Source organism: Deltaproteobacteria bacterium (genome assembly GCA_029210625.1).
Classification (GTDB): Bacteria; Myxococcota; Myxococcia; order SLRQ01; family SLRQ01; genus JARGFU01.
Window position 1 is genome coordinate 102394 of record JARGFU010000016.1, and the last position, 21981, is coordinate 124374.

Here is a 21981-nt window from a genome sequence, read left to right on the forward strand (position 1 = left end):
CGACCGGCACTAGAAGTGGTGCACCCATGACCGCACTGGCTCGCCTCATCCCCGCCTCGCTGGGCCTCCTCCTCCTGGGGTCACTCCTGGGGCTGGGCAACCACGCGCTGCGCTTCGAGGGGCTCTTCCCCGCGCCCGCCGAGGCGGCCGCCGCCTGCGGTGAGGGGACGACGGGGGCGCCCGTGCTCCAGAGCGCCGAGGAGGCCGGCACCCTCTGCGCCGGCGGCCACATCCTCATCCTCGACGTCCGTGACGCCGAGACCTTCGCCCGGGGGCACGTCGCCGGGGCGGTGCACCTGCCCTGCTCGGTGGGGAAGATCGAGGCGGAGATCGAGGGCCAGCTGATGGGCTCGGAGACGGTCCTGGTCTACGGCGCCGACACCGAGAGCGCCCTGCCGGTGGCCTCCTCCCTGCTGCTGCGGGGCATCCACGACGTGCGGGTGATCGACGGCGGCTACCCGGCCTGGGAGGCCGCGAGCCTCGCCTGCGCCTCCGGTCCCTGCGCGGCCTGTGGCGCGGGCCACGAGGGCGGGCCCAGCCATGAGGGGCACGACCATGAGTAGGTCCCTCCCCGAGCGCGGCGCGGTCTGGGTCCTGAAGCTCTTCCTGGCCGTCGTCTGGCTCTGGGCCGGGATCGCCAAGCTGGGGGATCCGGCGGGCTTCGCCGAGGAGATCGCCAACTACCAGCTGCTGCCCTGGGTGGCGCCCTACGTCGCCTCGATCCTGCCCGGCGTGGAGATCGTCCTGGGGCTGGCCCTGCTCCTGCCCCCCTGGACCCGGATGGCCCGGGCCTCGGCCCTGCTCACCACCGGGGCCATGGCCGGCTTCACCTTCGCCGTGACCACCGTGGTGGCCCGGGGCATCGACATCTCCTGCGGCTGCTTCGGCACCGGCACCGGGCCGGTCACCGGCCTGACCGTCCTGCGGGACGTGGCGCTGACCGCGGCGGCCGCGGCGGCGCTCTGGCTCTCCCAGCGGGCGGCGCGAGAGCGCGAGGGCTAGCCCAGCTTCTTGAGCTGGGCGATGGCCTGGCGGCCGACCTCGCCGTGGGGGTCGAGATCGCGGGCCTTGCGGAAGGCCTCCCGGGCCCCCTCCTTCTCGCCCCGCAGCTTCTTGCAGACCCCCACCTGGAGGTGGGCGCTGGGCAGGTCGCGGTCGATGGCGAGCGCCCGCTGGAACTCCTCGAGGGCCTCGTCCACGTCGCCGTCGAGGAGGTGCTCCTGTCCCCGGGCCAGGTGGGGCTCGGCGTCGGAGATCAGCTCGACGTCGAAGAGGGCGCGCCCGCCGACGTTCATCACCAGGGCCCGCAGGAGGCCCGTGTACCAGAAGGTGGCGGCCTCGGCGGCGAGGAAGGCCGCCATGGGCAGGTCGGGCAGGAGCGGCTTGCCCCGGAACTTGAAGCGCACCTTGGTGTAGACGCCCTTCTTGGCCCAGTAGGTGACCTCGCCGCGGACCTTCTCCAGCACCTGATCGAGGCGCTCGAGCTGCCGATCGATCTCGATGACGATCGGCTCGGTGGGCAGCGCCTCCTTCGGATCGGCCTCTTCTTCGATCTCGGGGATCTTGGGATCGTCGCCTTCGCTCATGATTCGCCTCCAGACTCTAGCACGGGGTGGGGGAGGGCGGATCGCGTCCGGGTGCCCCGTTGACCGGCATCGAGCGCCTGTCCTAGCGTCTTCGGCATGGGAATGTACGAGGAATCACTACGCCACTTCCTGAAGCCCATCGGGGAGTTCCTGGACGACCCCAAGGTCTCCGAGATCATGATCAACGGTCCCGAGGAGATCTGGATCGAGAAGGGGGGCAACCTCACCCTCACCCAGGCCAAGTTCACCAACGAGGGACTCGAGGCCGCCGCCCGGAACATGGCGCAGTTCGTCGGCCGGATCCTCGACGACGAGCGGCCCCGCCTCGACGCCCGGCTGCCGGACGGCTCGCGGATCCACATCGTGATGCCGCCGATCGCCCGCAAGGGCTGCACCATCGCCATCCGGAAGTTCTTCCCGGACAAGCTGACGGTGGCGAACCTCGTGCAGTTCGGCTCGATGTCGCCGGCCATGGCGAACTTCATCGACGCCTGCGTGCAGCTGAAGGAGAACGTCATCGTCTCGGGGGGTACCGGCTCCGGCAAGACCACCATGCTCAACTGCGTGGCGGCCTACATCCACGATGAAGAACGCATCATCACCATCGAGGATTCCGCCGAGCTGCAGATGAACCAGGAGCACCTCGTGCCCTTCGAGTCGCGGCCGCCGGACAAGTTCGGCAAGGGCAAGGTGGACATGGGCGATCTGCTCCAGTCCTCCCTGCGGCTGCGCCCCGACCGGATCGTCGTCGGCGAGGTCCGCGGCGGCGAGGCCTTCCACCTGATGCAGGCGATGAACACCGGCCACGGCGGCTCCCTGGCCACCGTCCACGCCAACACGCCCACCGACACCCTGCGGCGCCTCGAGTCCCTCTGCCTCCAGAGCGGCATCGACCTGCCGATGGTGGCGGTCCGCGCCCAGGTGGCCTCGGCCATCAACATCACGCTCTGCTGCGCCCGCCTCTCCGATGGCTCTCGGCGCACCACCCACATCTCCGAGGTGCTGCCCCTCAACGAGAAGGGCGACTACCGCACCCAGGACATCTTCGTCTTCACCCAGACCCACAAGGACGCCGACGGGAAGATCCACGGCTACCACTCGCCCACCGGGCTGATCCCGACCTTCTTCGAGCAGCTCAAGGCCTTCGGCTTCGGCTACATGGACGAGGAGTTCTTCGATCCGGCGACCTACGGTCAGGTGCCGCCCCCGAGCTTCGTGGGCGCGGGCTTCAAGCCCCGCTGGTCCCCCAGCCTCAAGCACCGCGAGGAGGGGCTGCCCGATCCCGAGCACAACCCCGTCGCCGACGCGCTGCGCGAGAAGGGGAAGACGCGCGAGATCATCGTGCGCACCGGCATGGAGGGCAAGGAGCCGCCCAAGCCGATGGCGCCCCCGAAGGCCGAGGCCACCGACCTGGGCGACGACGCGGACGCGGCCCCGGCGGCGGCCACCCCGCCTCCACCCGAGGACGAGTACGACGAGCCCTCCACCCGGATCGGCGCGGCGCCGGCGGCGGTGAAGGCCCAGGCCCGGGGCGACGAGCTCGGCGCGGCCGTGCCGGCCACCGCCGAGAAGGAGGAGTCCACCGACCCCGGCGCCGACGACGCGCCGGTCGGCCTCTCCGACGAGGAGGCGGCCATCGCCGCGGCCCTCGCCGCGGCCGAGGCGGCCGAACAGCCCTCGATCCAGCTCGCCGACGACTTCGCCGAGGAGGCGAAGGCCTACGAGGATCAATCCTCCAATGGGCCGGAGGGGCGGCCCCGGCGCAGGCGCGGGGGGACGATCGGCCGCAAGTAGGCTGCGAGCTACGAGCTACGAGCTACGAGCTCGGGCAGCGCTGTGCGCCCGGTTGCTCGCAGCTCACAGCTCATAGCCAGGAAGTCAAGCCGCGGCCGCTCACCGAGCGTCCGTGGAGCCCGGCTGCTTGCTACTGCGAGGCGCGGACCTCTGCACACGAGATCCCCTCATCCGGCGCGCAGTTCTTCCCGATGACGCAGCCGCCGATCCCGTCGATGTTCACGCAGGAGAGCTGCCCGCGGCACTGATCCCCGCCGAGCTGGCAGGGCGCGCGGGTCATCCCGCAGGAGCGGGTGGTGGTGTCGCAGGTGTCCTGGGGGCAGTCGGTGTCCTGCACGCAGGAGCAGAAGCCCGTGCCCGAGGCGCCGCCCTCGTGGCCGATGCAGCGGCCGGCGCACTGGCCGATGGTCTCGCCCGCGGCGATGGCGCAGCGGCCGCCGGGGCACTCGTCGTCGGTGGTGCAGCTGGCGCCGGTGGGGGCGCAGTCCTCGTCCCGGCCGCAGAGGCTCTGGGTGAGGATCACCACGAAGTGGCAGTCGAAGCCGTTGGGGCAGGGCTGATCGTTGCTGCAGTCGACCCCGCAGAAGGAGGCCCGCCCGCCCGGGACCGAGGTGTCGACCAGGCAGTAGTTGCCCGGGTCGTCGCAGAGGGAGAGGCCCGAGCCCGCCGAGAGCTGGCACTGCTCGCAGTAGGGGCCGCGGGTGTCGTCGACGCAGACCGTGTCCTCCTCGACGGCGTCGTACTCGCAGAGCTGCACGTAGTCGCAGAAGCTCTGGTCGTCGCAGAGGCCGGCCTTGCACCGGCCCACGTCGCACTCGGGGTCGTCCACCGGGCAGCGGCAGACCTGGGCGAGCGGGCAGTCGCCGTTGACCCGGCAGCCCGGCTCGCAGCGGAAGGTCACCAGGTTGCAGAGGGTGCCGATGGGGCAGTGGATGTCCGAGGTGCAGTGGCTCTCCTCGATGCACTGGTTCTGGGCCGTGTCGCAGAAGTTCTCGCTCGGGCACTCGGCGTTGGTCTCGCAGCCCACCCGCGGCTGGCAGGTGCCCGCCTGGTTGCAGAAGGCGTCCGAGCCGCAGGCGGCGTCGGTGGTGCAGAGGCAGACCTTCGGCTTGAACTTGTCGGAGCAGACGAAGCCGTCGCCGTTCTCGGCCACGCACTGGGCGTCGTCGACGCAGCCGCCGACCAGGTCGGGGTCGTTGGGGCAGCCGGCCGAGAGGAGGAGCAGGCCGAGGCAGGCGGTGAGGATCGAGCGCATCATGGAACGACGAAGATCTGGCTATCGAGGGTGAAGGAGTTCCAGGAGAGCGCCGAGAGCTGCGAGTAGGAGAAGTGGTCGTAGTCGAAGCGCGGCGAGAGCGCGGTGGTCGCGGTGATCTGCAGCATCGGCGACTGGCGCAGGACGGTGAGCACCTGCTCGGGCACCTCCACCGAGGTCTCCGAGCCCGGCAGGATGATCGACCAGAGGGGCTTGGGCACGAAGCCGGGCTCCTCGACGTCGATCTGCACCAGGTCGGGCTCGGGGCTGCCGTCGTAGGCCCACTGCACCCGGCCCCCCACCAGGCTGCCGCCGGGGACCGGCGAGATGAAGTGGGTCATCGGCTGCATCGGCCCGAGGTCCACGCCGAGGGCGAGGTCGCCGATCTGCCGGCGGAAGTAGAGGGAGAGGGGGTAGCCGCCGCCGCTGGTCGCCATGTCGAGGAAGACGAAGCCGTCGCCGGGCAGGCGAGGGTGGCGGGGGAAGTCGAAGCGGTCACTCTGGTTGACCACCTCGCCGACGTAGACCGTGCCCTCGCCGCCGAGCTCCAGGTAGGAGTAGGTGACGTGGATGGCGCCGGCGGCCGGCTGGGGCGCGTTGACCAGGCGGATCGGGACGTCGAGGTCCATGTGCATGGAGAGGATGACGTCCGCCTCCAGGGGAGGCTGGCAGCCGCCGGCCGCGTTGCAGAACTCGCCGGTGCCGCAGGCCGCGTCGACCTGGCAGAGGCAGTAGCCGAAGTCGTTCGGGTTCTCCGGGTCGAACTCCGACTTGCCGCAGGCGAAGCCGCCCGGGCAGGCCTGGTTCGGGGTGCAGACCGGCGGCACGATCGCGGGCACCTCCAGCCCCCGGGTGATGCCCATCAGGTGGGGCTCGAAGCTGTCGAGGGTCTCCCCGGTGGTGGGATCGATCTCGGTGGAGGCCACCCCGTAGAAGGCGTAGACCGCGACGTTCCCGGCCCGCGAGGCCATGGTGAAGGTGCCGCAGTCCTGGCTGACCACCTGGAAGCTGGGCGGGAAGCCGAAGGGGGGCAGGTAGAAGGAGCTGCGCGAGGTGATGTAGACCCGCGCCTCCTCGCGCTCGCCGGGCATCAGCGCCCGGTTCGGCGGGAGCTTGAAGCCGCAGACCCGGCCGAGGGAGCCGTCCTCGCCCGAGCCGCCCACGAAGGCCGGCGGCGCGAAGACCGGCGGCGGCCCCGGCTCACCCTCGTTCGGGGTGATGAAGATCGTCAGGTCGCGGGTGTCGACCCGGCTGACCGTCGTCGAGGCGAAGCCGGCCGCGCTGGCGGTGACGTCGGTGGCCTTCACCAGCGAGGGATCCGAGAAGGTGATCTGGCCGCGGGTGTCGGTGAGCCCCTGGAAGGGGGTGGTGGGATCCGCCCCGAGGATCACGAAGGCGTCCTGCACGGGCAGGCCGGCCATCGAGTCGAGGACGGTGATGTTCAGGGTGCCGGCCATCGGGCCGCCCGAGGCGCCGCCCCGCAGGTTCGTGGGGTCGTAGTACTGGAAGGCGTCGGGGAGGAGGGCCGGGCCGGCGCCCTCGCTCACGCTCACGTCGACCAGCCCCGGCGCGCCCGGGGGGCTGCGCACGGTGAGGATGGCGTCGCCGAGGAGCGCCTCGACCGTGGCGGTGCGCAGGCCGAAGGTGACCTGCGAGCCGGTGGTGAAGCCGCTGCCGTAGAGGGAGACCAGGGTCCCGCCGGCCTGGGCCCCGCGCTCGGGCTCGACCCGGGAGAGGTCCAGCGCTCCCTGGTAGGTGAAGCCGCCGGCCAGCACGCCCTCGAGGCGATCGAGGCCGCTGCCCAGGCCCACCACGACGTCCGACGCGCCCGGGCTGCCCGCCGCGGTGGTCGCGGTGAGGGTGTTCGCGTCGACCACCACCAGATCGGTGACCGGCAGGGCGCCGATGCGCAGGTCGACGCCGGCCGCGAAGCCGCTGCCGGTGATCGTCACCGGGGTGCCGCCGGTGTCCGGGCCGGTGACCGGATCGATGGCCGAGACCACGACGGCCTCGTAGTAGGTGAGCGCGCCGGGGAGGAGGGCGCCGCCGCGGTCGTTGCGCACCTGCACGTCCACCGGGCCGACGGCCGCGCCGGCGGGCACGGTCGCGCGCAGGCGGTTGCCGTCGACGAGGGTGACGCCGGTGGCGGGCAGGCCACCGAAGGTCACCTGGGGCGCGGGCCGATCGAGGCCGGTGCCGATCAGCTCGACCTCGGTCCCCCCGGCCAGGGGCGCCCGCCGCGGCTGCACCGCCAGCAGGGAGAGGCTCCGGTCGGAGGGGTCGACGTAGGTGAAGGCCCCGGGGATCGTGAGGTCGCCGCGGGGGTGCTGGAGGGTGAGGTCCACCACGCTGCCGGCGGCGCCCGCCGGGGTGGTGACGAGGAGGGTGGTGTCGCCGATGGCGGTCAGGCCGGTGGCCGGCGCGCCGCCGAGGAGGACGCCGGTGGTGCCGGTGAGGCCCGCGCCCTCGAGCTGGACGACGGTCCCGCCCGTGCTGCGGCCCACCGGGGGCGCCAGGCGGTCGACCCTCGGCGCGACGAAGTAGTGGAGCGAGCGCCGGAGGGTGGCCCGGCCGTTCTCGTTGAAGACCACCACGTCCACCGGGCCGGGGCCGGCGGCCGGCGGCGCGATGAAGGTCAGCAGGCGGGGATCCTGCACCTGCACGTCGATGGCCGAGCGATCGCCGACCAGGACCCGGCTGCCGGGGACCAGGCCGTCACCGGAGAGGGCGAGGAGCGCGCCGCCGCTGACCGGCGACTCTCCGGGGGCCAGGGAGTCGGCCCGCACGGGGGTGTAGTAGGTGTAGCAACCCTCACAGCGGGCCTCGCCGTTGGGGTTCTGCACCACGATGTCCCGGGCGCCGACCAGCCCCGGAGGGGCGAAGACCTCGAGGGTGTCGTCGTCCACCACCGTGAACTCGATGGCGGTGTTCGAGCCGAAGAGCACGGCGGTCTGGGACTCGACCCCCTCCCCGAGGCGGGCGAAGGGGAAGACGAAGCCGCGGCCGGAGAGGGTGACGCGGTTGCCGCCGGCCGAGGGGCCGCGGGCGGGCATCACCCGGTCGATCTGGAAGGGCGGCGGACCGGCGTCGGTGCCGCCGTCGTCGCCGCCGTCCGGCATCCCGCCGTCGTCGCCGCCGTCGGGCAGCCCACCGTCGTCGCCGCCGTCCGGCGTCCCGCCGTCCACCGTGGCGTCCGGGTTGCCGCCGTCGGTCTTGCCGCCGCCGCAGTCACCGCAGCCGCCGAGGGCGAGGCCGAGGAGGAGGGCGAGGGAGAGGGTCGGGAGGGTGTGAAGCTTCATTGGATCACCCATTCGAGATCGTAGGCCGCCTCGCTGCGCGCGGAGCCCGTCACCTGGATGAAGGCCCGCCCGGCGCTGGTGGTGGTGAGGTTCACCACCTCCTCGGGGTCGGCGGTGGCCGAGCGGCCCAGGAGGGTCACGCCGTCGGAGTCGAAGACCGAGAGGTCGAGGTCGCCCTCCAGCGGGTCGTGCTGGAGGCGGACGGTGCCGCTGCGGCCGCGCTCGAGGAGGACCTCGTACCAGTCGTCGTTGCTGGCGCAGCGCTGCAGGTTGAAGAGGGAGCCGGGCTGGAGCAGGGTCGCCGCCGTGAAGCCGTCGTTGGGCTCGTTGCCGTCGTCCTCGCAGGGGATGCCCCGGGAGACGAGGAGCTGGATGCTGTAGGTGCCCCGCAGGTCGGTGGCCGTCACCAGGAGGGGGTGGTCCCCGGTGACCGCGGCGATGAAGTCCAGCTGGAGGTTGCCGGTGGCGATGACGCTGGTGCCGGTGGGATCGAAGGCGCGGGCCGAGTAGTTCGAGCCCGAGAGGGCCGGGGGGTTCACCGTCAGGCTGACCCGGTCCCCGGCGCCGAGGGAGACGAGGTAATGGTCGTCCTCCTGGTTGCAGAGGGTCAGGTTGGAGATCAGCCCGGGCGAGACCGGGGCGGCCTCGCTGATGAGGTCGTTGGGCTCGAGGGCGTCCGGCAGGCACTCGGCGTCGACGCAGAGCCCCGAGCGGATCTCACAGACCTCGGTGGGCAGGCAGTCGTCGTTCGAGACGCAGGGCGGCGGCTCGTCGGTGCACTGGCCGGTGGCCCGGTTGCAGACCAGGGGGCGGACGCAGTCGCGGTCGGTGAAGCAGGTGGCCTGGGCGGCGCAGCGGCCGGCCAGCAGATCGCAGGTCAGCCCCGTGCCGCAGTCGGCGTCCGCGGAGCACTCGACGCAGCGGCCGCTCACGCAGTTCCAGGCGTCCGGGCAGATCTCGAGCTCGGTCTCGGCGGTGCAGGCCTGCCGGCAGGTGTTGGTGCCCAGGTCGCAGTAGGTGCCCGCCGCGCAGGCGCCGTCGCTGAAGCAGCCGGTGTCCAGCTCGCAGACCAGGGTCTGCTCGTTGCAGCGCTCGTCGGCCTCGCAGTCGGTGTCGTTGCCGCAGGCCCGCACGGTCCCGCACTCGGGGTCGCCCGCCGGCAGGCGGCAGAGCCCCTGGACGCAGAACTCGCCGAGGGCGCAGTCGCCGTGGGCCTCGCAGTCGCCGCCGAAGCAGGGGATGAACTCGCAGCGGTGGATCACCGGGTTGCACAGCTCGGTGCCCAGGCACTGGCGGTCCCGCAGGCAGTCCTCGCAGAAGCCCTCCACGCAGACCCGCCCGTCCTCGCAGCCGGTGCGGTCGGTGCAGGGGATGCCGGCGTCGACACCGGCGTCGGGGCCGGCGTCGAGGCCTCCGTCGGCGTTCCCATTCCCCCTGGGACACCCGGCGGAGAAGCCGAGCACGAGGACGAGCACGTGCACGGGTACGAGGAGGTGGAGGGCGCGGGACATCAGTAGGCCACCAGCTGATCGACGGCGGTGACCTCACCGCCGGGCCACGCGACCTCGCCCACCTGCCAGAGGACCTGGTCGGTCACCATCGTGCGGGTGAACTCGGCGGCGATGATCCCGTACTCGTAGACCCGCAGGGTCACGTCGCTCGAGGGGTTGGCGGCGCCGTTGTCCTTCACGAAGTCGACGACGATCGCGTAGGTGCCAGGCCCCGGATCGGGGAAGGTCACGATCTCCGGACCGAAGCCGGCGAGGTCGTCCCGGGAGAGGTAGGGGTCGTCCGCGGGGTCGCCCGCCACCCCGAAGTCGGGGTTCGGGTTGCCCCAGTAGCAGTCGCCGGGGCTGCCCACCGAGGCGCCGGTCTCGAGGAAGTGCAGGTCGAAGTCGGTCTGGGGGTGGTTCCAGACCAGCTCGACGTAGAGCTTCTCGGCGGGCACCGAGCGGATCTTGGTGCGGCAGCAGTCGAGGGAGGGCACGCCCAGGGCGTCGGTGACGCACAAGCCCACCTCCCAGAGGCCGGGCACGTCCAGCTCGAGGGAGGTGGTGGGGCCGGTGGTGTCCGAGAGGTCGGTGTTGCTGTTCACCGGCCGCTGCTCCACCTGCCACTGGTAGGTGACCGGCTCGTGGCCGTCCGGGTCGCTGGAGGCCGAGCCGTCGAGGGTGATCACGTCGCCGGGCGCGCCCAGCAGCTCCTCGCCGGAGCATGAGGGGGTCGGGGCGTGGTTGACCTCCCCCTCCAGCGAGACCTCGACGGTGCGGTTGAGGGGGTCGGTGGAGGTGATGCGGATGGTCCCGGTGGTGCCGGGCCGCTCGGGAGAGGGCGAGAAGCCCACCGAGAGGGGGATGCTCGCGCCCGCGGCGAGGGTGCCCGAGCCCCAGGAGCCCACCGGGATGAAGGCGATGGAGGAGCCCTCGACCAGCTCGACCGACTCGACGATCAGGGGGGCGCTGCCCACCGAGCGGATCTCGAAGCCCTCGACGGCGGTGAGGCCCTCGCCCACCAGGCCGAAGTGGATGGCGGCGGGCTCGACCTCGATGGCCGCGATGGTGTCGCCGACGCCGAAGAGGGTGATCACCGCCGTGCCCTCGGTCTCGTCGTTGGTCGCGACGGTGAGGGTGGCGGTGTAGGAGCGCTCCTCCTCGGGCCGGAAGCGGACGACGATCTCGTCCTCGTTGCCGAAGGGGATGGCCTCGGCGGGCTGCGCCTCGACCCAGTAGAAGGCGGCGTCGTCACCGCCGATCTCCAGGGAGGTGATCTCGAGGCCGGCCTGGCCCCGGTTCTTCACCACCAGCACCTGCTCGCCGACGTTGAGCACCGGCAGGCGCCCGAAGTCGAGGCGGTCGACCTCGATGAGCAGATCCGGGCGGACCCGGCCCAGGTCGTCGGGGCCGCAGGCCAGGGCGCCGGCGGCGAGGGGGGCGAGACAGAGCAGGCTCGCGAGGAGCAGGTTTCGCATCGACGAGGTCATCAGCGGGTCAGGGGATCCTTGGGCTGGAGGTAGATCACCTCGACGGTGGCCTTCAGCGGCGGCACCGAGGAGCCCATGAAGAAGATGGAGTTGGTCTCGCTCTCGTAGACCCAGCCGTCGTTGGGGCCCTCGGGCGGCGTGCAGAAGAAGTCCTGGTCCTCGGCGCGGGAGGCGCCGCAGCTGTCCTGCACCTCGCCGCACTCGCCCAGGTCGGCGGGGATCTCGTCGCAGTCGAAGTGGAGGTAGACCTCGATCGTGTCGGGGTCGGGCTCGTAGGAGAGGAAGAACTTCCGCTTGAGGCCGACCGCCTTCGCGCCGAGGGCGTCGAGGGTGTCGGCGAAGGAGGCGTCGCAGATCGAGCCGAAGATCCCGCCGGTCTCCTCGGTGAGGAGGGCGTAGCGGTCGCCGGGGGAGGCGACGCCGGCCGTCGAGGAGCAGCCCCCGCCCTCGCCGCTCACGGGGTCGTTGGGCGGGCCGATGATCGCCGAGAGGCTCACGGTGTCCTCGTTGCCGATGCCCTTGAGCTGCTCGAAGACCCGCCAGTAGTAGCGCAGCTCTCCGAAGGAGTGGTCGTCCTCGTCGGAGACGAAGATCACGAAGAGGTGGGCGTCCTCCCGGACGAAGCCGGGGTTCTGGCCCCCCAGGGCCAGCTCGGCGGCCTGCAGGCCCTGCTCCTGGGCCCGGCCGGTGATCCCCACCCGGATGTTCTGCTGGAAGGCGGTGAAGACGTCGGGGGTGGTGGGGGAGAGGAGGGTCGGGCTGCCCACCAGCCTCCCCGCGTTGCTCACCGCGTCGGTGGTGGTGACGCCGATCTGGTAGTCGACGTCACCCTCGTCGAGGAAGCGGTGGAAGGAGGAGAGGTTGTCCGCCAGGTTCTGCTGCTCCTCGGTCATCGAGGCCGAGTCGTCGATCACCCAGAGGATGTCGATGCGGGAGACCTCGGCCTGGGCGAAGGTGTCGATGATCGCCCCCGGCGGCAGGGCCCGCGAGAGGGAGGGATCGTCGCAGCGGCAGCCCCCCACCGCCAGGAAGGCGAGGAGGAGGGCGGTCAGCAGACGCCTCCCGGAGGAAGCATGACAGAGGTGGCTCAAGACGGACCCCCGACCAAGAGAAGAACGAGCCTGTGGCCCCAGCGGATTCATGGTCGTCTAACGTGCCTCCCTCGACCCGGTCAATCGCGGGTGATCCTCAAGCAGTAGCAACGAGCGTGCCGCCTCGCCGCGACCGAAAGAGGCAGTGTAACCCACTGAAATCAGGTTTGCGAGGTGCGGCCTCTCCGGCGCGGCCGTCCACGGGCGATCACCCCCCTGACGCCCCGATCAGGGATTTTCGTGGCGGTCGCCCGCCGGCCCCCTCCGCGGCCGGGGAGCCCCGCTTGACAAGGCCGCTCCGCGGTAGCACTCACCCCATCAGATGGCACCCCCCTCCCCCAAGCAGGCCCGGGCCGCCGGGCTCACCCGACCCGACCTCTCCGATCGGGGCCTGGAGGTCCTGCGGGCGGTGGTGCGGGACTACATCGACTCGGCCGAGCCGGTGGGCTCGAAGCACCTGGTGGAGGGGGTGGGCCTCTCGGCCTCCCCGGCCACCATCCGGGCGGTGATGGCCGATCTGGAGCAACTGGGCTACCTCGCCAAGCCCCACGCCTCGGCCGGGCGGGTGCCCACCCCCAAGGCCTTCCGCTTCTACGTGGACACCTTCCTGGAGGCCGAGCCCCTGCCCGACGCCGCCAAGGTCGCGGTGCGGCGGGCCTACCAGCCCCCCCGGGGCAGCGTGGACGAGCTGATGGCCCAGACCGGCCGGATCCTCTCCCGCCTGACCCACCACGCCGCGGTGGTGGCCGCCCCCCTCCTCTCCCGGGCGGTCTACCGGCAGATCCGCTTCGTGAAGCTGCGGGAGGACCGGGTGCTGGCCATCCTCGTCTCGGAGAGCGGGATGGTCCAGAACCGGGTGCTCGTCCTCGAGGAGGAGATGAGCCAGGAGGAGCTCGACCGGGCGACCACCCTCCTCGACGAGCACTTCGGGGCCCTGACCCTCACCGAGGTCCGCGTCCGCCTGCGGGAGGCCCTCGCCCGGGACGAGGCCGCCCGGGACGCCCTGGAGCGCCGGGCGATGGAGCTGGCCGAGGCGGCGGTGGACGGCACCGAGGAGCGGGCCGACGAGGACCTCATCGTCTCGGGGCAGGAGGCCCTGCTGGCCGCCCCGGAGTTCGCCACCCGCGAGAAGCTCCAGGAGGTGCTCGAGCTCATCGCCCGGCGGGAGCAGCTCCTGCGGGTCCTCGAGCAGGCCGAGGGCTCCCAGGGCATCCAGATCTACATCGGGACCGAGTCCGAGTTCGGCGGCGAGGACCTCTCCCTGGTGGTCACCACCTACCAGCGCGGGGGCCAGGTGCTCGGCGCCCTGGGTGTGATCGGCCCCACACGCATGGACTACGGTCGCGTGGTAGCTTCGGTGCGGTATACGGCGGCGCACCTCTCGCGCGCCTTCGATGCCTGACGCGACCCACCGACCGATTGCTTTTCACCTGAAAGATCGGATAGTTCGACCCCGATGACCAACGAGCCCAGCGATCTGACGCCGCCCGGCGAGGGCGACGAGCAGGAGAAGGCCACCGAGGAGGAGGCTGCGCCCGAAGAGGGCGCGCCCGAGCCCCCCCCGGGGACCTTCGACATGGACCCCGCCCTGGCCGCCGCCATGGCCGACGCCGACGCCGCCTACGCGAAGCGCAAGGCGGAGGCCTCTGGTGAGGTCTTCGTCGACGAGTCGGACGACGACGAGGGCGAGGAGATCCCGATCGAGGCCCCCTCCCGGGCGCCGCCGCTGCCCTCCGGGGCCGGCGAGGGCACCATCCGGGCCCTCGCCCAGCTCAAGGAGACGATGGAGCGGCTCGAGCAGGTCGAGGCCGAGAAGAAGCAGCTGGAAGAGCGGCTGCTGCGGGCCCGCGCCGATCTCGAGAACTACAAGAAGCGGGCGCAGCGAGAGGTCGAGCAGGAGCGCAAGTTCGCCAACGAGAAGCTCCTCAAGGAGCTCTTCCCGGTCATGGACAACATGGAGCGGGCCATCGACGCCACCGAGAACACCACCCTGGAGGCCTACGCCCAGGGGCTCGAGATGGTGGAGAAGAGCTTCATGGACGCGCTGGCCCGCTTCGGCGTCGAGAAGTTCAGCTGTCTGCACGAGCCCTTCGATCCCGAGCGGATGGAGGCCATGCAGCAGATGGAGTCCGCCGACCACCCTCCGGGGACGGTCGTGATGGAGTACATGAAGGGCTACCTCCTCAAGGGACGGCTGGTCCGCCCCTCCATGGTGGTGGTCTCCAAGGCCCCGGCCGGCGCTCCGCTTGCGGCGGAAGGCCAGCCGGATCAGGATCAGGGGGGGGCGCCTTCGACGGATGAGGCGTCCGCTGCAGCAGCCGGGGGTGGCGTCGATGCGGGGACCAGCGACGCTGCGGGCGAGAACGAAGGTGATGGATGAGCAAGGTCATCGGGATTGACCTGGGGACGACCAACTCTTGCGTGGCGGTGATCGAGGGCGGGGAGCCCGTCGTGATCCCCAACTCGGAAGGCAGCCGCACCACGCCCTCCATGGTCGCCTTCACGGAGTCGGACGAGCGCCTGGTGGGGCAGATCGCCAAGCGGCAGGCGGTGACCAACGCCGACAACACGCTCTATGCGGTCAAGCGCCTCATCGGCCGGAAGTTCGACGAGCCCGAGGTGCAGCGCACCATCGAGCTGGCGCCCTTCGCGATCGTCAGGTCCGACAACGGCGACGCCTGGGTCGAGGTGCGGGGCGAGAAGATGAGCCCCCAGCAGATCAGCGCGATGATCCTGGGGAAGATGAAGGAGACCGCCCAGGACTACCTGGGAGAGGAGATCACCGAGGCGGTGGTCACGGTCCCGGCCTACTTCAACGACGCCCAGCGGCAGGCCACCAAGGACGCTGGCAAGATCGCCGGCCTCGACGTCCTGCGGATCATCAACGAGCCCACCGCGGCGGCGCTGGCCTACGGCCTCGACAAGGAGGCCACCGAGAAGATCGCGGTCTACGACCTGGGCGGCGGCACCTTCGACGTCTCGATCCTCGAGCTGAACTCCGGGGTCTTCGAGGTCAAGAGCACCAACGGCGACACCTTCCTGGGCGGCGAGGACTTCGACCAGGCCATCGTGACCTGGCTCAACGAGCGCTTCATGGAGGAGAACTCCGGCAAGGACCTCACCGAGGACCGGATGGCGCTGCAGCGCCTGAAGGAGGCCGCGGAGAAGGCCAAGCACGAGCTCTCCAGCTCCCACGAGACCGACATCAACCTGCCCTTCATCACCGCCGACCAGACCGGCCCCAAGCACCTGGTGGCCAGCCTCGACCGCGCCACCCTCGAGGGGCTGGTCGAGCACCTCGTCGAGCGCAGCCTCGAGCCCTGCCAGAGGGCGCTGGCCGACGCCGGCCTGAAGAAGGGGCAGGTCGACCAGGTCCTGCTGGTCGGCGGCATGACCCGGATGCCCCTGGTGCAGTCCAAGGTCCAGGGCTTCTTCGGCCGCGAGCCCCACAAGGGCATCAACCCCGACGAGGTCGTCGCCATCGGCGCCTCGGTGCAGGGCGCGGTGCTCAAGGGTGAGGTGAAGGACGTCCTCCTGCTGGACGTGACCCCCCTCTCCCTGGGCGTCGAGACCGCCGGCGGGGTCTTCACCAAGATCATCGACCGGAACACCACCATCCCCTGCAAGAAGGCGATGGTCTTCTCCACCGCCCAGGACAACCAGCCGCTGGTCTCGGTGCACGTCCTCCAGGGCGAGCGCGAGATGGCCGAGGACAACAAGACCCTCGCCCGCTTCGAGCTGGTGGGCATCCCGCCGGCCCCCCGCGGCGTGCCGCAGATCGAGGTCGCCTTCGACATCGACGCCAACGGCATCGTCCACGTCTCGGCCAAGGACCTGGGCACCGGCAAGCAGCAGTCCATCCGGATCGTCGCCTCCTCCGGCCTCTCCGAGGCGGAGATCGAGGCGATGGTCACCGCGGCCGCCGAGCACGCCACCTCCGACAAGGGCAAGAAGGAGCTCGCCGACCTGCGCAACAACGCGGACGGGCTCATCTACACCACCGAGAAGTCCCTCGAGGAGTTCTCCGAGGACCTCTCCGAGGAGGACGTCAACGAGATCCGCGAGGATCTGGCGGCCCTCAAGGAGATGCTCGGCAAGCCGGACGTCGAGCTCGGCGCCCTCAAGGAGGCCCTCCAGCGCCTGGAGGGCTCGGCCTACCGGATCGCCGAGGCGATGTACGGCGGCGCCGAGGACGACATCTAAGGGGCCGGAAACAGGCACCTTTTCGTGGCTCGGGGCGAGCCGGCGGTCGGCCCCCCCGGGGGGGCTTGATCCCCGCCCGAGCCGCATTAGCTTGGGTGGCGAGCCCCTCCTTCGAGCCCCACCCCGCACCCGCCCCCCGGAAGAGAGCGAAGTTCCCCGACGATGAAGCGCGACTACTACGAGGTCCTGGGGGTGTCGCGCCATGCCGACGCCCGGGAGCTGAAGACCGCCTACCGGAAGCTGGCCCAGAAGTTCCACCCCGACCGCAACCCGGACAACGACGAGGCCGAGGAGCGCTTCAAGGAGGCGGCCGAGGCCTACGAGGTCCTCTCGGACGCCGACAAGCGGGCCCGCTACGACCAGTTCGGCCACGCCGGGGTCGGCGGCGCCGGCGGGGACCCCTTCGCCGGCTTCCGTGGCGGGGGCTTCGGCTCGGTGAGCGACATCTTCGGGGACATCTTCGGCGACATCTTCGGGGGCCGCGGCGGCCGGGGCCGGGGCGCCGACCTGCGCTACAACCTCGAGCTCACCTTCGAGGAGGCCGCCTTCGGCACCGAGAAGGACATCGTGGTCCCCCGCCACCTGCGCTGCGAGACCTGCGGCGGCGGAGGGGCCAAGCCCGGCACCCGCCCGGAGCGCTGCGGCACCTGCGGCGGCGCCGGTGAGGTCCGCTTCTCCCAGGGCTTCTTCGCGGTGAGCCGCCCCTGCCCCCAGTGCGAGGGCCGGGGCGAGGTGATCTCCGATCCCTGCGACGACTGCGGCGGCAAGGGCCTGCGGGTGAAGGAGAGCAAGCTCAACGTGAAGATCCCCGCGGGCGTCGACTCCGGCACCCGCCTGAAGCTCTCGGGCGAGGGTGAGTCGGGGCTCGGCGGGAATCCCCCGGGCGACCTCTTCGTGGTCTGCCGGGTCAAGGAGCACCCGATCTTCATCCGGGACGACTCCGAGGTCCTCTGCGAGCTGCCCATCACCTTCCCCCAGGCGGCCCTCGGCGACGAGATCCAGGTGCCCACCCTCGACGGGAAGGTGAAGATGCGCATCCCCGAGGGCACCCAGACCGGCAAGGTCTTCCGCCTCAAGGGCAAGGGGATCCCCCGCCTCGGCGGCAACGGGCGGGGCGATCAGCACGTCCGGATCGTGGTGGAGACGCCCAGCGGCCTCGACGCCAAGCAGCGGGAGCTGCTCGAGCAGTTCGCGGCGGCGAGTGGGGAAGAGGTGAGTCCGCAGGCGAGGTCCTTCTTCGAGAAGGTCAAGGACCTGTTCGACTAGGCCCCCGGGGCGCCCTGCGCCCCCGCCGTACACGTACACGTACACGTCCACGTACACGGGGTCTCCTCGGTTCCCGTCGACGTCGCCTTCTACCCCGGGAAAGGCCGTGTACGAGTACGTGGACGTGGACGTGCACGGGGAAGCTCAGTGAGCCCCGGCGGTTGTAGCTGACGGCTGATAGCTGATAGCTGACAGCTTCGACTCGAAAGACCGGAGTCCCTCATGAAGCGCCTCGCCTACCTCCTCCCCCTCCTCTTCCTCCTGCCCGCCTGCCCCAAGCGGGTCGTCGTCGTGGATGGAGTCGAGGTCCCCTACGAGGAGGCGGCCGGCAGGGCCTACGCCTCGGCGATGCAGAAGGTCGAGCAGAAGGGGGGCGCCGAGGGGATCGAGGCCCTGCGGGACTACATCGAGCACTACCCCGAGGCCGACGAGACGGACGCGGCCTACTTCCACCTCGCCCGGCTCTACCGGGAGGGGGGGGACGACGCCGCGGCCCGGGGGGCGCTCTCGACCCTGCTGGAGCGGCACCCCTTCTCGGACTTCACCGCCACCGCCCAGCTGATGCTGGGCGAGATGCACCTCGAGGCCGAGCAGTACAACGACGCGATGCAGATCCTGAAGCCCGCCTACAAGAAGCTCGACGGGGCGGGGCAGCAGCGGGCGGCCCGGGCCCTCTCCGAGGCGGCGGTCGGCGTCCAGGACTGGCAGGGCGCGGTGGCCTGGCTCGCCGAGCTGAAGAAGCACGCCCGGGACGACGCCGAGAAGGAGCGCATCGACGCGATGCTCCTCGACCTGGTCGACGGCAAGCTCCCGGCGGTGGGCCTGGCTCAGCTGCGGGCCGACCTCGACGAGGACTCCCCGGTGATGCCGATGGTGGTGATGAAGCTCGCCCTGGTGCAGGTGCACCTGCGCGACTACCGCCGGGCCTACGAGCTGCTGGGGATCTACCTGCGCGAGCACCCCGAGGGGCCCCACGCCGAGCGGGCCCGGGCCCTCTCGAGCCGGATCGAGAAGCTCGCCCAGGTCAGCCCCCTCACGGTGGGCCTCGTCCTCCCCCTCTCGGGCACCTACAAGCCCTTCGGTGAGGACGTCCTCAAGGGCATCGGCATGGCCCTCGACGTCGAGGTGGAGGGCGAGAAGGGCAAGAAGAAGGACCAGAAGAAGGGCGAGGCGGCTCCCCGCAAGTCGCCGGTGCGGCTGGTCATCAGGGACTCCAAGGGCGACCCCGACGAGGCCGCCCGGCAGATCGAGGCCCTGGTGATGGAGGAGCGGGCCGTGGCCGTGATCGGGCCCCTGCTCCAGTCCACCGCGGTCAGCGCCGCGGTGAAGGCCGAGGAGCTGGGCCTGCCGCTGATCGCGCTCTCCCGGGCCGAGGGCCTCACCGAGCTGGGCTCCTGGATCTTCCGCAACGCCGTCACCGATCAGGCTCAGGCCAGGGGGCTGGTGGAGTTCGCCGCCGATCAGCTCGGCGCCAGGACCTTCGGCATCCTCTGGCCGAAGAAGCCCTACGGCGAGGCCCTGGCCCGCCACTTCTGGGACGCCGTCGAGGCGAGGGGCCTCGAGGTGCGGGCCGCCGAGATCTACGAGCACGACCAGACCACCTTCAAGGAGCCCATCAAGAGGATGGTCGGCCGCTACTACCTCTCCTACCGGGAGGAGTACCGCCGCGAGAAGGACAAGATCGAGTGGACGGTGAAGGACGAGTACAAGAAGCGCAAGGCCCTCGAGGCCCTGCGCGACGGTCTCGAGCCGGTCGCCGACTTCGACGTCCTCTTCGTGCCCGACGACTACAAGACCATCGGGCTGATCGCTCCGGCCCTGGCCGCCGAGGACATCATCACCAACGTCTGCGACGCGCGGGACCTCGAGCGGATCAAGAAGACCGTCGACAAGAAGGAGCTGCCCCTGGTGAGGCTGATGGGGCCGAACGCCTGGAACAACCAGGCCCTGGTCGAGCGGGGTGGGAAGTACGTCCACTGCTCGGTGCTGATCGACGGCTTCTTCTCGGACAGCAAGCGCCTCGAGACCCGCAACTTCGTCGACGCCTACCAGCGGACCTACGAGACCGAGAAGAAGCCCGGCTACCTCGTGGCCCACGGCTACGACACCGCGCGGATCGTCCGGCAGATCATCGAGGGCGCCTCGCCCCAGACCCGGGCCGCCTTCCGCGAGACCCTCCTCTCCGTGAAGGCCTTCCCCGGGGCCACCGGCGACATCGACGTGCGGGCCTCCGGCGAGCTGGAGAAGCGCCTCTTCATCCTGACCGTGGACCGCGACGGCATCCACGAGTGGGAGGCCGAGGGCGCCGCCGGCGACGTGCCGGCGGAGGCGGACAAGAAGGCCAAGTAGCGCCCTTCGCGCGCGAGCCCGCCCGACCCTAGAAGCGCCAGCCCGCGCCGCCCGAGACGAGCACCGACATCTGCTGGAAGCGCTGCAGGTTCAGCAGGTAGTTCTCGTAGCCGCCCTCCACGAAGAGGAGGAGGCCGCCGAGGCGCACCTCGATCCCGAAGGCGCCGCGGGGGGCGAGGGCGGGGTTCGAGAAGGAGAGGCCGGCCAGGAGGTAGGGGTGCACCGGCCCCAGGGCGAAGGGGGTGAGCCGCGCCTCGAGGCGCAGGATCGCCGGGCTCGAGGACAGCAGGGTCACCTGCGGCGCGATGATCGCGTTGCGGCCCCAGCCCAGGGTCAGGCCCCAGCCGATCCCCCCGTCGTAGACGAGGTCGTAGTCGACCCGGGCCTGCAGGTAGAAGTCCTCGGAGATCTTCGCGAAGAGCGAGGGGCCGCTCTTCACCGGAGGCTCGGGGGCCTCCACCACCGCCGGGGCCTCGGGCCCGGGGGCCGGAGGCGGGGCAGCCGTCGAGGTGACCTCGGCCTCCAGCGGCCGGAAGAGCTCGTTCGCCGCCTCCTCCAGGAGGTCGAGGACCGGCTCGAGGGTGTCCTCGAGCTTCACCGTGCGAGAGAGGCGGCTGACGACCTGGGTGTTCTCCACGTCGAGGAGCACCAGGTTGAAGACGATGGTGGAGCCGAGGCGGGAGAGGTCGGCGTAGGCGGCGTGGCGGGCGCCCAGCGCGCCGCCGAGCTCGGCCAGGCAGCTGGTGTCCGACTCGCAGCCCAGCAGCTGCTTCTGCCCCTCGAGGCCGAGCATGGCCTGGATGTCCGAGGGGCCGATGACCTTGTTCTTGCCGCCCTGACCCAGGTGGGTCTGGAGGATCCCCGAGATGGTCTCGGCGTCGGCGGGCTCGACCCCGTTGGTGCGCAGCATGCCGAGGTAGGCGATCTGCCGGGGCTCGCTGGCGGTGGCCCCGGCCGGCAGGAGCGCGACGATCAGCAGGGCCAGCCACCCGCGGCGGGGCAGGGCGAAGAGGGCGACGAGGAGGAGGGCCAGCCCCACCTCGGCGCCCGCGCCGCTGGCGCAGTCCTGGGCGTTGTAGCGCGAGGGCAGCCGGGGGCCCTCGTACTCCATCGTGATCACCTCGGTGGCGCCGCCCCCCCGATCGATGCCGCCGTAGAGCAGGATGTTGCCCCACTGGCGGTCGGAGGCGAAGGCTGCCCCCCACACGGGCGGGGCCGCCGAGTCGATCGTGTGCCACTCCCAGCCGTCCCACTCCCAGATGCCGGCCATCCCCGGGCCCTCGCCGGTCTCGAAGTCCCGACCGCCGGTGAGCACCAGCCGCCCCCGGGCGGGATCGACCGCGAGCACGGCGTCGCGCCGGGCCGGGGGGGCGTCGCCGGAGACCCCGTAGTCGTTCCAGCAGGTGTCGGTCAGGCCCCAGGTGTAGGTGTAGAGGGTGCCGTCCTGGTTCACCGTGCCCGCCACGATCAGCTCCTCGCGGTAGGGGTCGTAGGCGGCGGCGGAGCCGTAGGCGTCCGGCGGCGTCTCACAGTCGGTGGGGGGCGGGCTCTCGATCCAGTCCGAGCCACTCCAGAACCAGAGATCGTGGAGCTGGTCACCCGCGGCGTTCATGCCGCCGTAGAGGCCGATCCGCTGACGCTTGGTGTCGTAGAACATCACCGCCCCGCCCCGGGCCTCGGGGGACGGCTGCATGGTGTGGTCGGTCCAGCCAGCGAGGTCCCGGATGAAGAAGCTGGCCGTGGGCTCGTTCGTCAGCCCGAAGCCCCCGAAGACCAGGAGGGTTCCGTCCTCCTCGTGGTAGGCCGCGGCCGCGGCGTAGCGGTCCGGCGCCGCGCTCGAGCTGGTGAAGGTGGTCCAGGCCTCGTCGACCACCCACTGGCCCTCGGAGTCCGTCTCGGCGGTGCGCTGCCAGCGATGGGTCTGGCTGCTGGCGTTTCCCGTGGCGTCCGCCTCGGTGCCGCCGATGAGGAAGAGCCCGCTGGGCGCCCCCGCGGCGCCCTCGCTCAGGGCCGAGGCGTCCACCAGGATGGCGTGGTAGGGCGTGGTGGGCGCCGTGTCCTGGGCATCCAGGTTGAACCAGCGGGCCTCCGCGTTCGACACGCAGCCGGAGAGCAGCAGGCCCCCCAGAGCGACTCCGACGATGGATGCTCTCATGGC

Annotated in this window: 15 protein-coding genes; 8 read left to right on the top strand and 7 right to left on the bottom strand. The window is 71.3% G+C overall.

The features are described 5' to 3' along the window. The first annotated feature begins 26 nt into the window (after nucleotides 1–26). A complete protein-coding gene (locus tag P1V51_15980; protein ID MDF1564544.1) occupies nucleotides 27–563 on the top strand; it encodes a rhodanese-like domain-containing protein in 537 nt (178 codons plus the stop codon). Continuing rightward, the gene (locus P1V51_15985; GenBank protein ID MDF1564545.1) at nucleotides 556–1002 is read left to right on the top strand and encodes a DoxX family membrane protein; all 447 of its coding nucleotides are present in this window, start codon (nucleotides 556–558) and stop codon (nucleotides 1000–1002) included. The genes P1V51_15980 and P1V51_15985 overlap by 8 nt, the downstream gene beginning before the upstream one ends. Here the strand turns inward: P1V51_15985 and P1V51_15990 are convergent. Next, a complete protein-coding gene (locus P1V51_15990) occupies nucleotides 999–1586 on the bottom strand; it encodes a tetratricopeptide repeat protein (protein ID MDF1564546.1) in 588 nt (195 codons plus the stop codon). The two genes, P1V51_15985 and P1V51_15990, sit on opposite strands and share 4 nt — an antisense overlap. 96 nt (nucleotides 1587–1682) lie before the next feature. Here P1V51_15990 and P1V51_15995 point away from each other — a divergent pair, with 96 nt between their 5' ends. Then, nucleotides 1683–3380 carry a CpaF family protein gene (locus tag P1V51_15995; protein ID MDF1564547.1) on the top strand — a complete coding sequence of 566 codons (1698 nt, stop codon included), beginning with the start codon at nucleotides 1683–1685 and terminating at the stop codon, nucleotides 3378–3380. Nucleotides 3381–3510: 130 nt separating this feature from the next. Here P1V51_15995 and P1V51_16000 read toward each other — a convergent pair whose 3' ends face one another. The 5 genes from P1V51_16000 to P1V51_16020 are packed head-to-tail and all read right to left on the bottom strand — an operon-like array spanning nucleotide 3511 to nucleotide 12005. After that, nucleotides 3511–4638 carry a hypothetical protein gene (locus P1V51_16000; GenBank protein ID MDF1564548.1) on the bottom strand — a complete coding sequence of 376 codons (1128 nt, stop codon included), beginning with the start codon at nucleotides 4636–4638 and terminating at the stop codon, nucleotides 3511–3513. Further along, on the bottom strand, nucleotides 4635–7934 hold the full coding sequence (locus P1V51_16005; protein ID MDF1564549.1) for an IPT/TIG domain-containing protein: 3300 nt from the start codon (nucleotides 7932–7934) through the stop codon (nucleotides 4635–4637). The genes P1V51_16000 and P1V51_16005 overlap by 4 nt, the downstream gene beginning before the upstream one ends. Continuing rightward, entirely contained in the window at nucleotides 7931–9445 is a 1515-nt protein-coding gene (locus P1V51_16010; GenBank protein MDF1564550.1) for a PPC domain-containing protein, read from the bottom strand. Before P1V51_16010 ends, P1V51_16005 begins: the two co-directional genes overlap by 4 nt. Further along, complete coding sequence (locus P1V51_16015) at nucleotides 9445–10902, bottom strand: choice-of-anchor D domain-containing protein (GenBank protein MDF1564551.1); 1458 nt, start codon at nucleotides 10900–10902, stop codon at nucleotides 9445–9447. Before P1V51_16015 ends, P1V51_16010 begins: the two co-directional genes overlap by 1 nt. A gap of 11 nt (nucleotides 10903–10913) precedes the next feature. Then, nucleotides 10914–12005: a VWA domain-containing protein gene (locus tag P1V51_16020; GenBank protein ID MDF1564552.1), complete on the bottom strand. Its 1092-nt coding sequence runs from the start codon at nucleotides 12003–12005 to the stop codon at nucleotides 10914–10916. 322 nt (nucleotides 12006–12327) lie between these two features. Here P1V51_16020 and hrcA point away from each other — a divergent pair, with 322 nt between their 5' ends. The 5 genes from hrcA (at nucleotide 12328) to P1V51_16045 (ending at nucleotide 19823) form a co-directional block, all read left to right on the top strand. Beyond that, the gene (hrcA, locus tag P1V51_16025; protein ID MDF1564553.1) at nucleotides 12328–13407 is read left to right on the top strand and encodes a heat-inducible transcriptional repressor HrcA; all 1080 of its coding nucleotides are present in this window, start codon (nucleotides 12328–12330) and stop codon (nucleotides 13405–13407) included. A gap of 54 nt (nucleotides 13408–13461) precedes the next feature. After that, a complete protein-coding gene (gene grpE / locus P1V51_16030) occupies nucleotides 13462–14385 on the top strand; it encodes a nucleotide exchange factor GrpE (protein ID MDF1564554.1) in 924 nt (307 codons plus the stop codon). Continuing rightward, nucleotides 14382–16208 (top strand): molecular chaperone DnaK, encoded by a 1827-nt coding sequence (gene dnaK, locus P1V51_16035; GenBank protein MDF1564555.1) that lies wholly within the window; start codon nucleotides 14382–14384, stop codon nucleotides 16206–16208. Before grpE ends, dnaK begins: the two co-directional genes overlap by 4 nt. Before the next feature lie 162 nt (nucleotides 16209–16370). After that, nucleotides 16371–17474: a molecular chaperone DnaJ gene (dnaJ, locus tag P1V51_16040; GenBank protein ID MDF1564556.1), complete on the top strand. Its 1104-nt coding sequence runs from the start codon at nucleotides 16371–16373 to the stop codon at nucleotides 17472–17474. 222 nt (nucleotides 17475–17696) lie between these two features. After that, nucleotides 17697–19823 (top strand): penicillin-binding protein activator, encoded by a 2127-nt coding sequence (locus P1V51_16045; protein MDF1564557.1) that lies wholly within the window; start codon nucleotides 17697–17699, stop codon nucleotides 19821–19823. Between the two features lie 28 nt (nucleotides 19824–19851). Here P1V51_16045 and P1V51_16050 read toward each other — a convergent pair whose 3' ends face one another. Continuing rightward, entirely contained in the window at nucleotides 19852–21978 is a 2127-nt protein-coding gene (locus P1V51_16050) for a hypothetical protein (GenBank protein ID MDF1564558.1), read from the bottom strand. Nucleotides 21979–21981: the final 3 nt, after the last annotated feature.

What these genes read in the sequence shown, in the direction of transcription:
- P1V51_15980 (MDF1564544.1), top strand. Translation starts at nt 27, where the DNA reads ATGACCGCACTGGCTCGCCTCATCCCCGCCTCGCTGGGCCTCCTCCTC.
- P1V51_15985 (MDF1564545.1), top strand. Translation starts at nt 556, where the DNA reads ATGAGTAGGTCCCTCCCCGAGCGCGGCGCGGTCTGGGTCCTGAAGCTC.
- P1V51_15990 (MDF1564546.1), bottom strand. Translation starts at nt 1,586, where the DNA reads ATGAGCGAAGGCGACGATCCCAAGATCCCCGAGATCGAAGAAGAGGCC.
- P1V51_15995 (MDF1564547.1), top strand. Translation starts at nt 1,683, where the DNA reads ATGGGAATGTACGAGGAATCACTACGCCACTTCCTGAAGCCCATCGGG.
- P1V51_16000 (MDF1564548.1), bottom strand. Translation starts at nt 4,638, where the DNA reads ATGATGCGCTCGATCCTCACCGCCTGCCTCGGCCTGCTCCTCCTCTCG.
- P1V51_16005 (MDF1564549.1), bottom strand. Translation starts at nt 7,934, where the DNA reads ATGAAGCTTCACACCCTCCCGACCCTCTCCCTCGCCCTCCTCCTCGGC.
- P1V51_16010 (MDF1564550.1), bottom strand. Translation starts at nt 9,445, where the DNA reads ATGTCCCGCGCCCTCCACCTCCTCGTACCCGTGCACGTGCTCGTCCTC.
- P1V51_16015 (MDF1564551.1), bottom strand. Translation starts at nt 10,902, where the DNA reads ATGCGAAACCTGCTCCTCGCGAGCCTGCTCTGTCTCGCCCCCCTCGCC.
- hrcA (MDF1564553.1), top strand. Translation starts at nt 12,328, where the DNA reads ATGGCACCCCCCTCCCCCAAGCAGGCCCGGGCCGCCGGGCTCACCCGA.
- grpE (MDF1564554.1), top strand. Translation starts at nt 13,462, where the DNA reads ATGACCAACGAGCCCAGCGATCTGACGCCGCCCGGCGAGGGCGACGAG.
- dnaK (MDF1564555.1), top strand. Translation starts at nt 14,382, where the DNA reads ATGAGCAAGGTCATCGGGATTGACCTGGGGACGACCAACTCTTGCGTG.
- dnaJ (MDF1564556.1), top strand. Translation starts at nt 16,371, where the DNA reads ATGAAGCGCGACTACTACGAGGTCCTGGGGGTGTCGCGCCATGCCGAC.
- P1V51_16045 (MDF1564557.1), top strand. Translation starts at nt 17,697, where the DNA reads ATGAAGCGCCTCGCCTACCTCCTCCCCCTCCTCTTCCTCCTGCCCGCC.
- P1V51_16050 (MDF1564558.1), bottom strand. Translation starts at nt 21,978, where the DNA reads ATGAGAGCATCCATCGTCGGAGTCGCTCTGGGGGGCCTGCTGCTCTCC.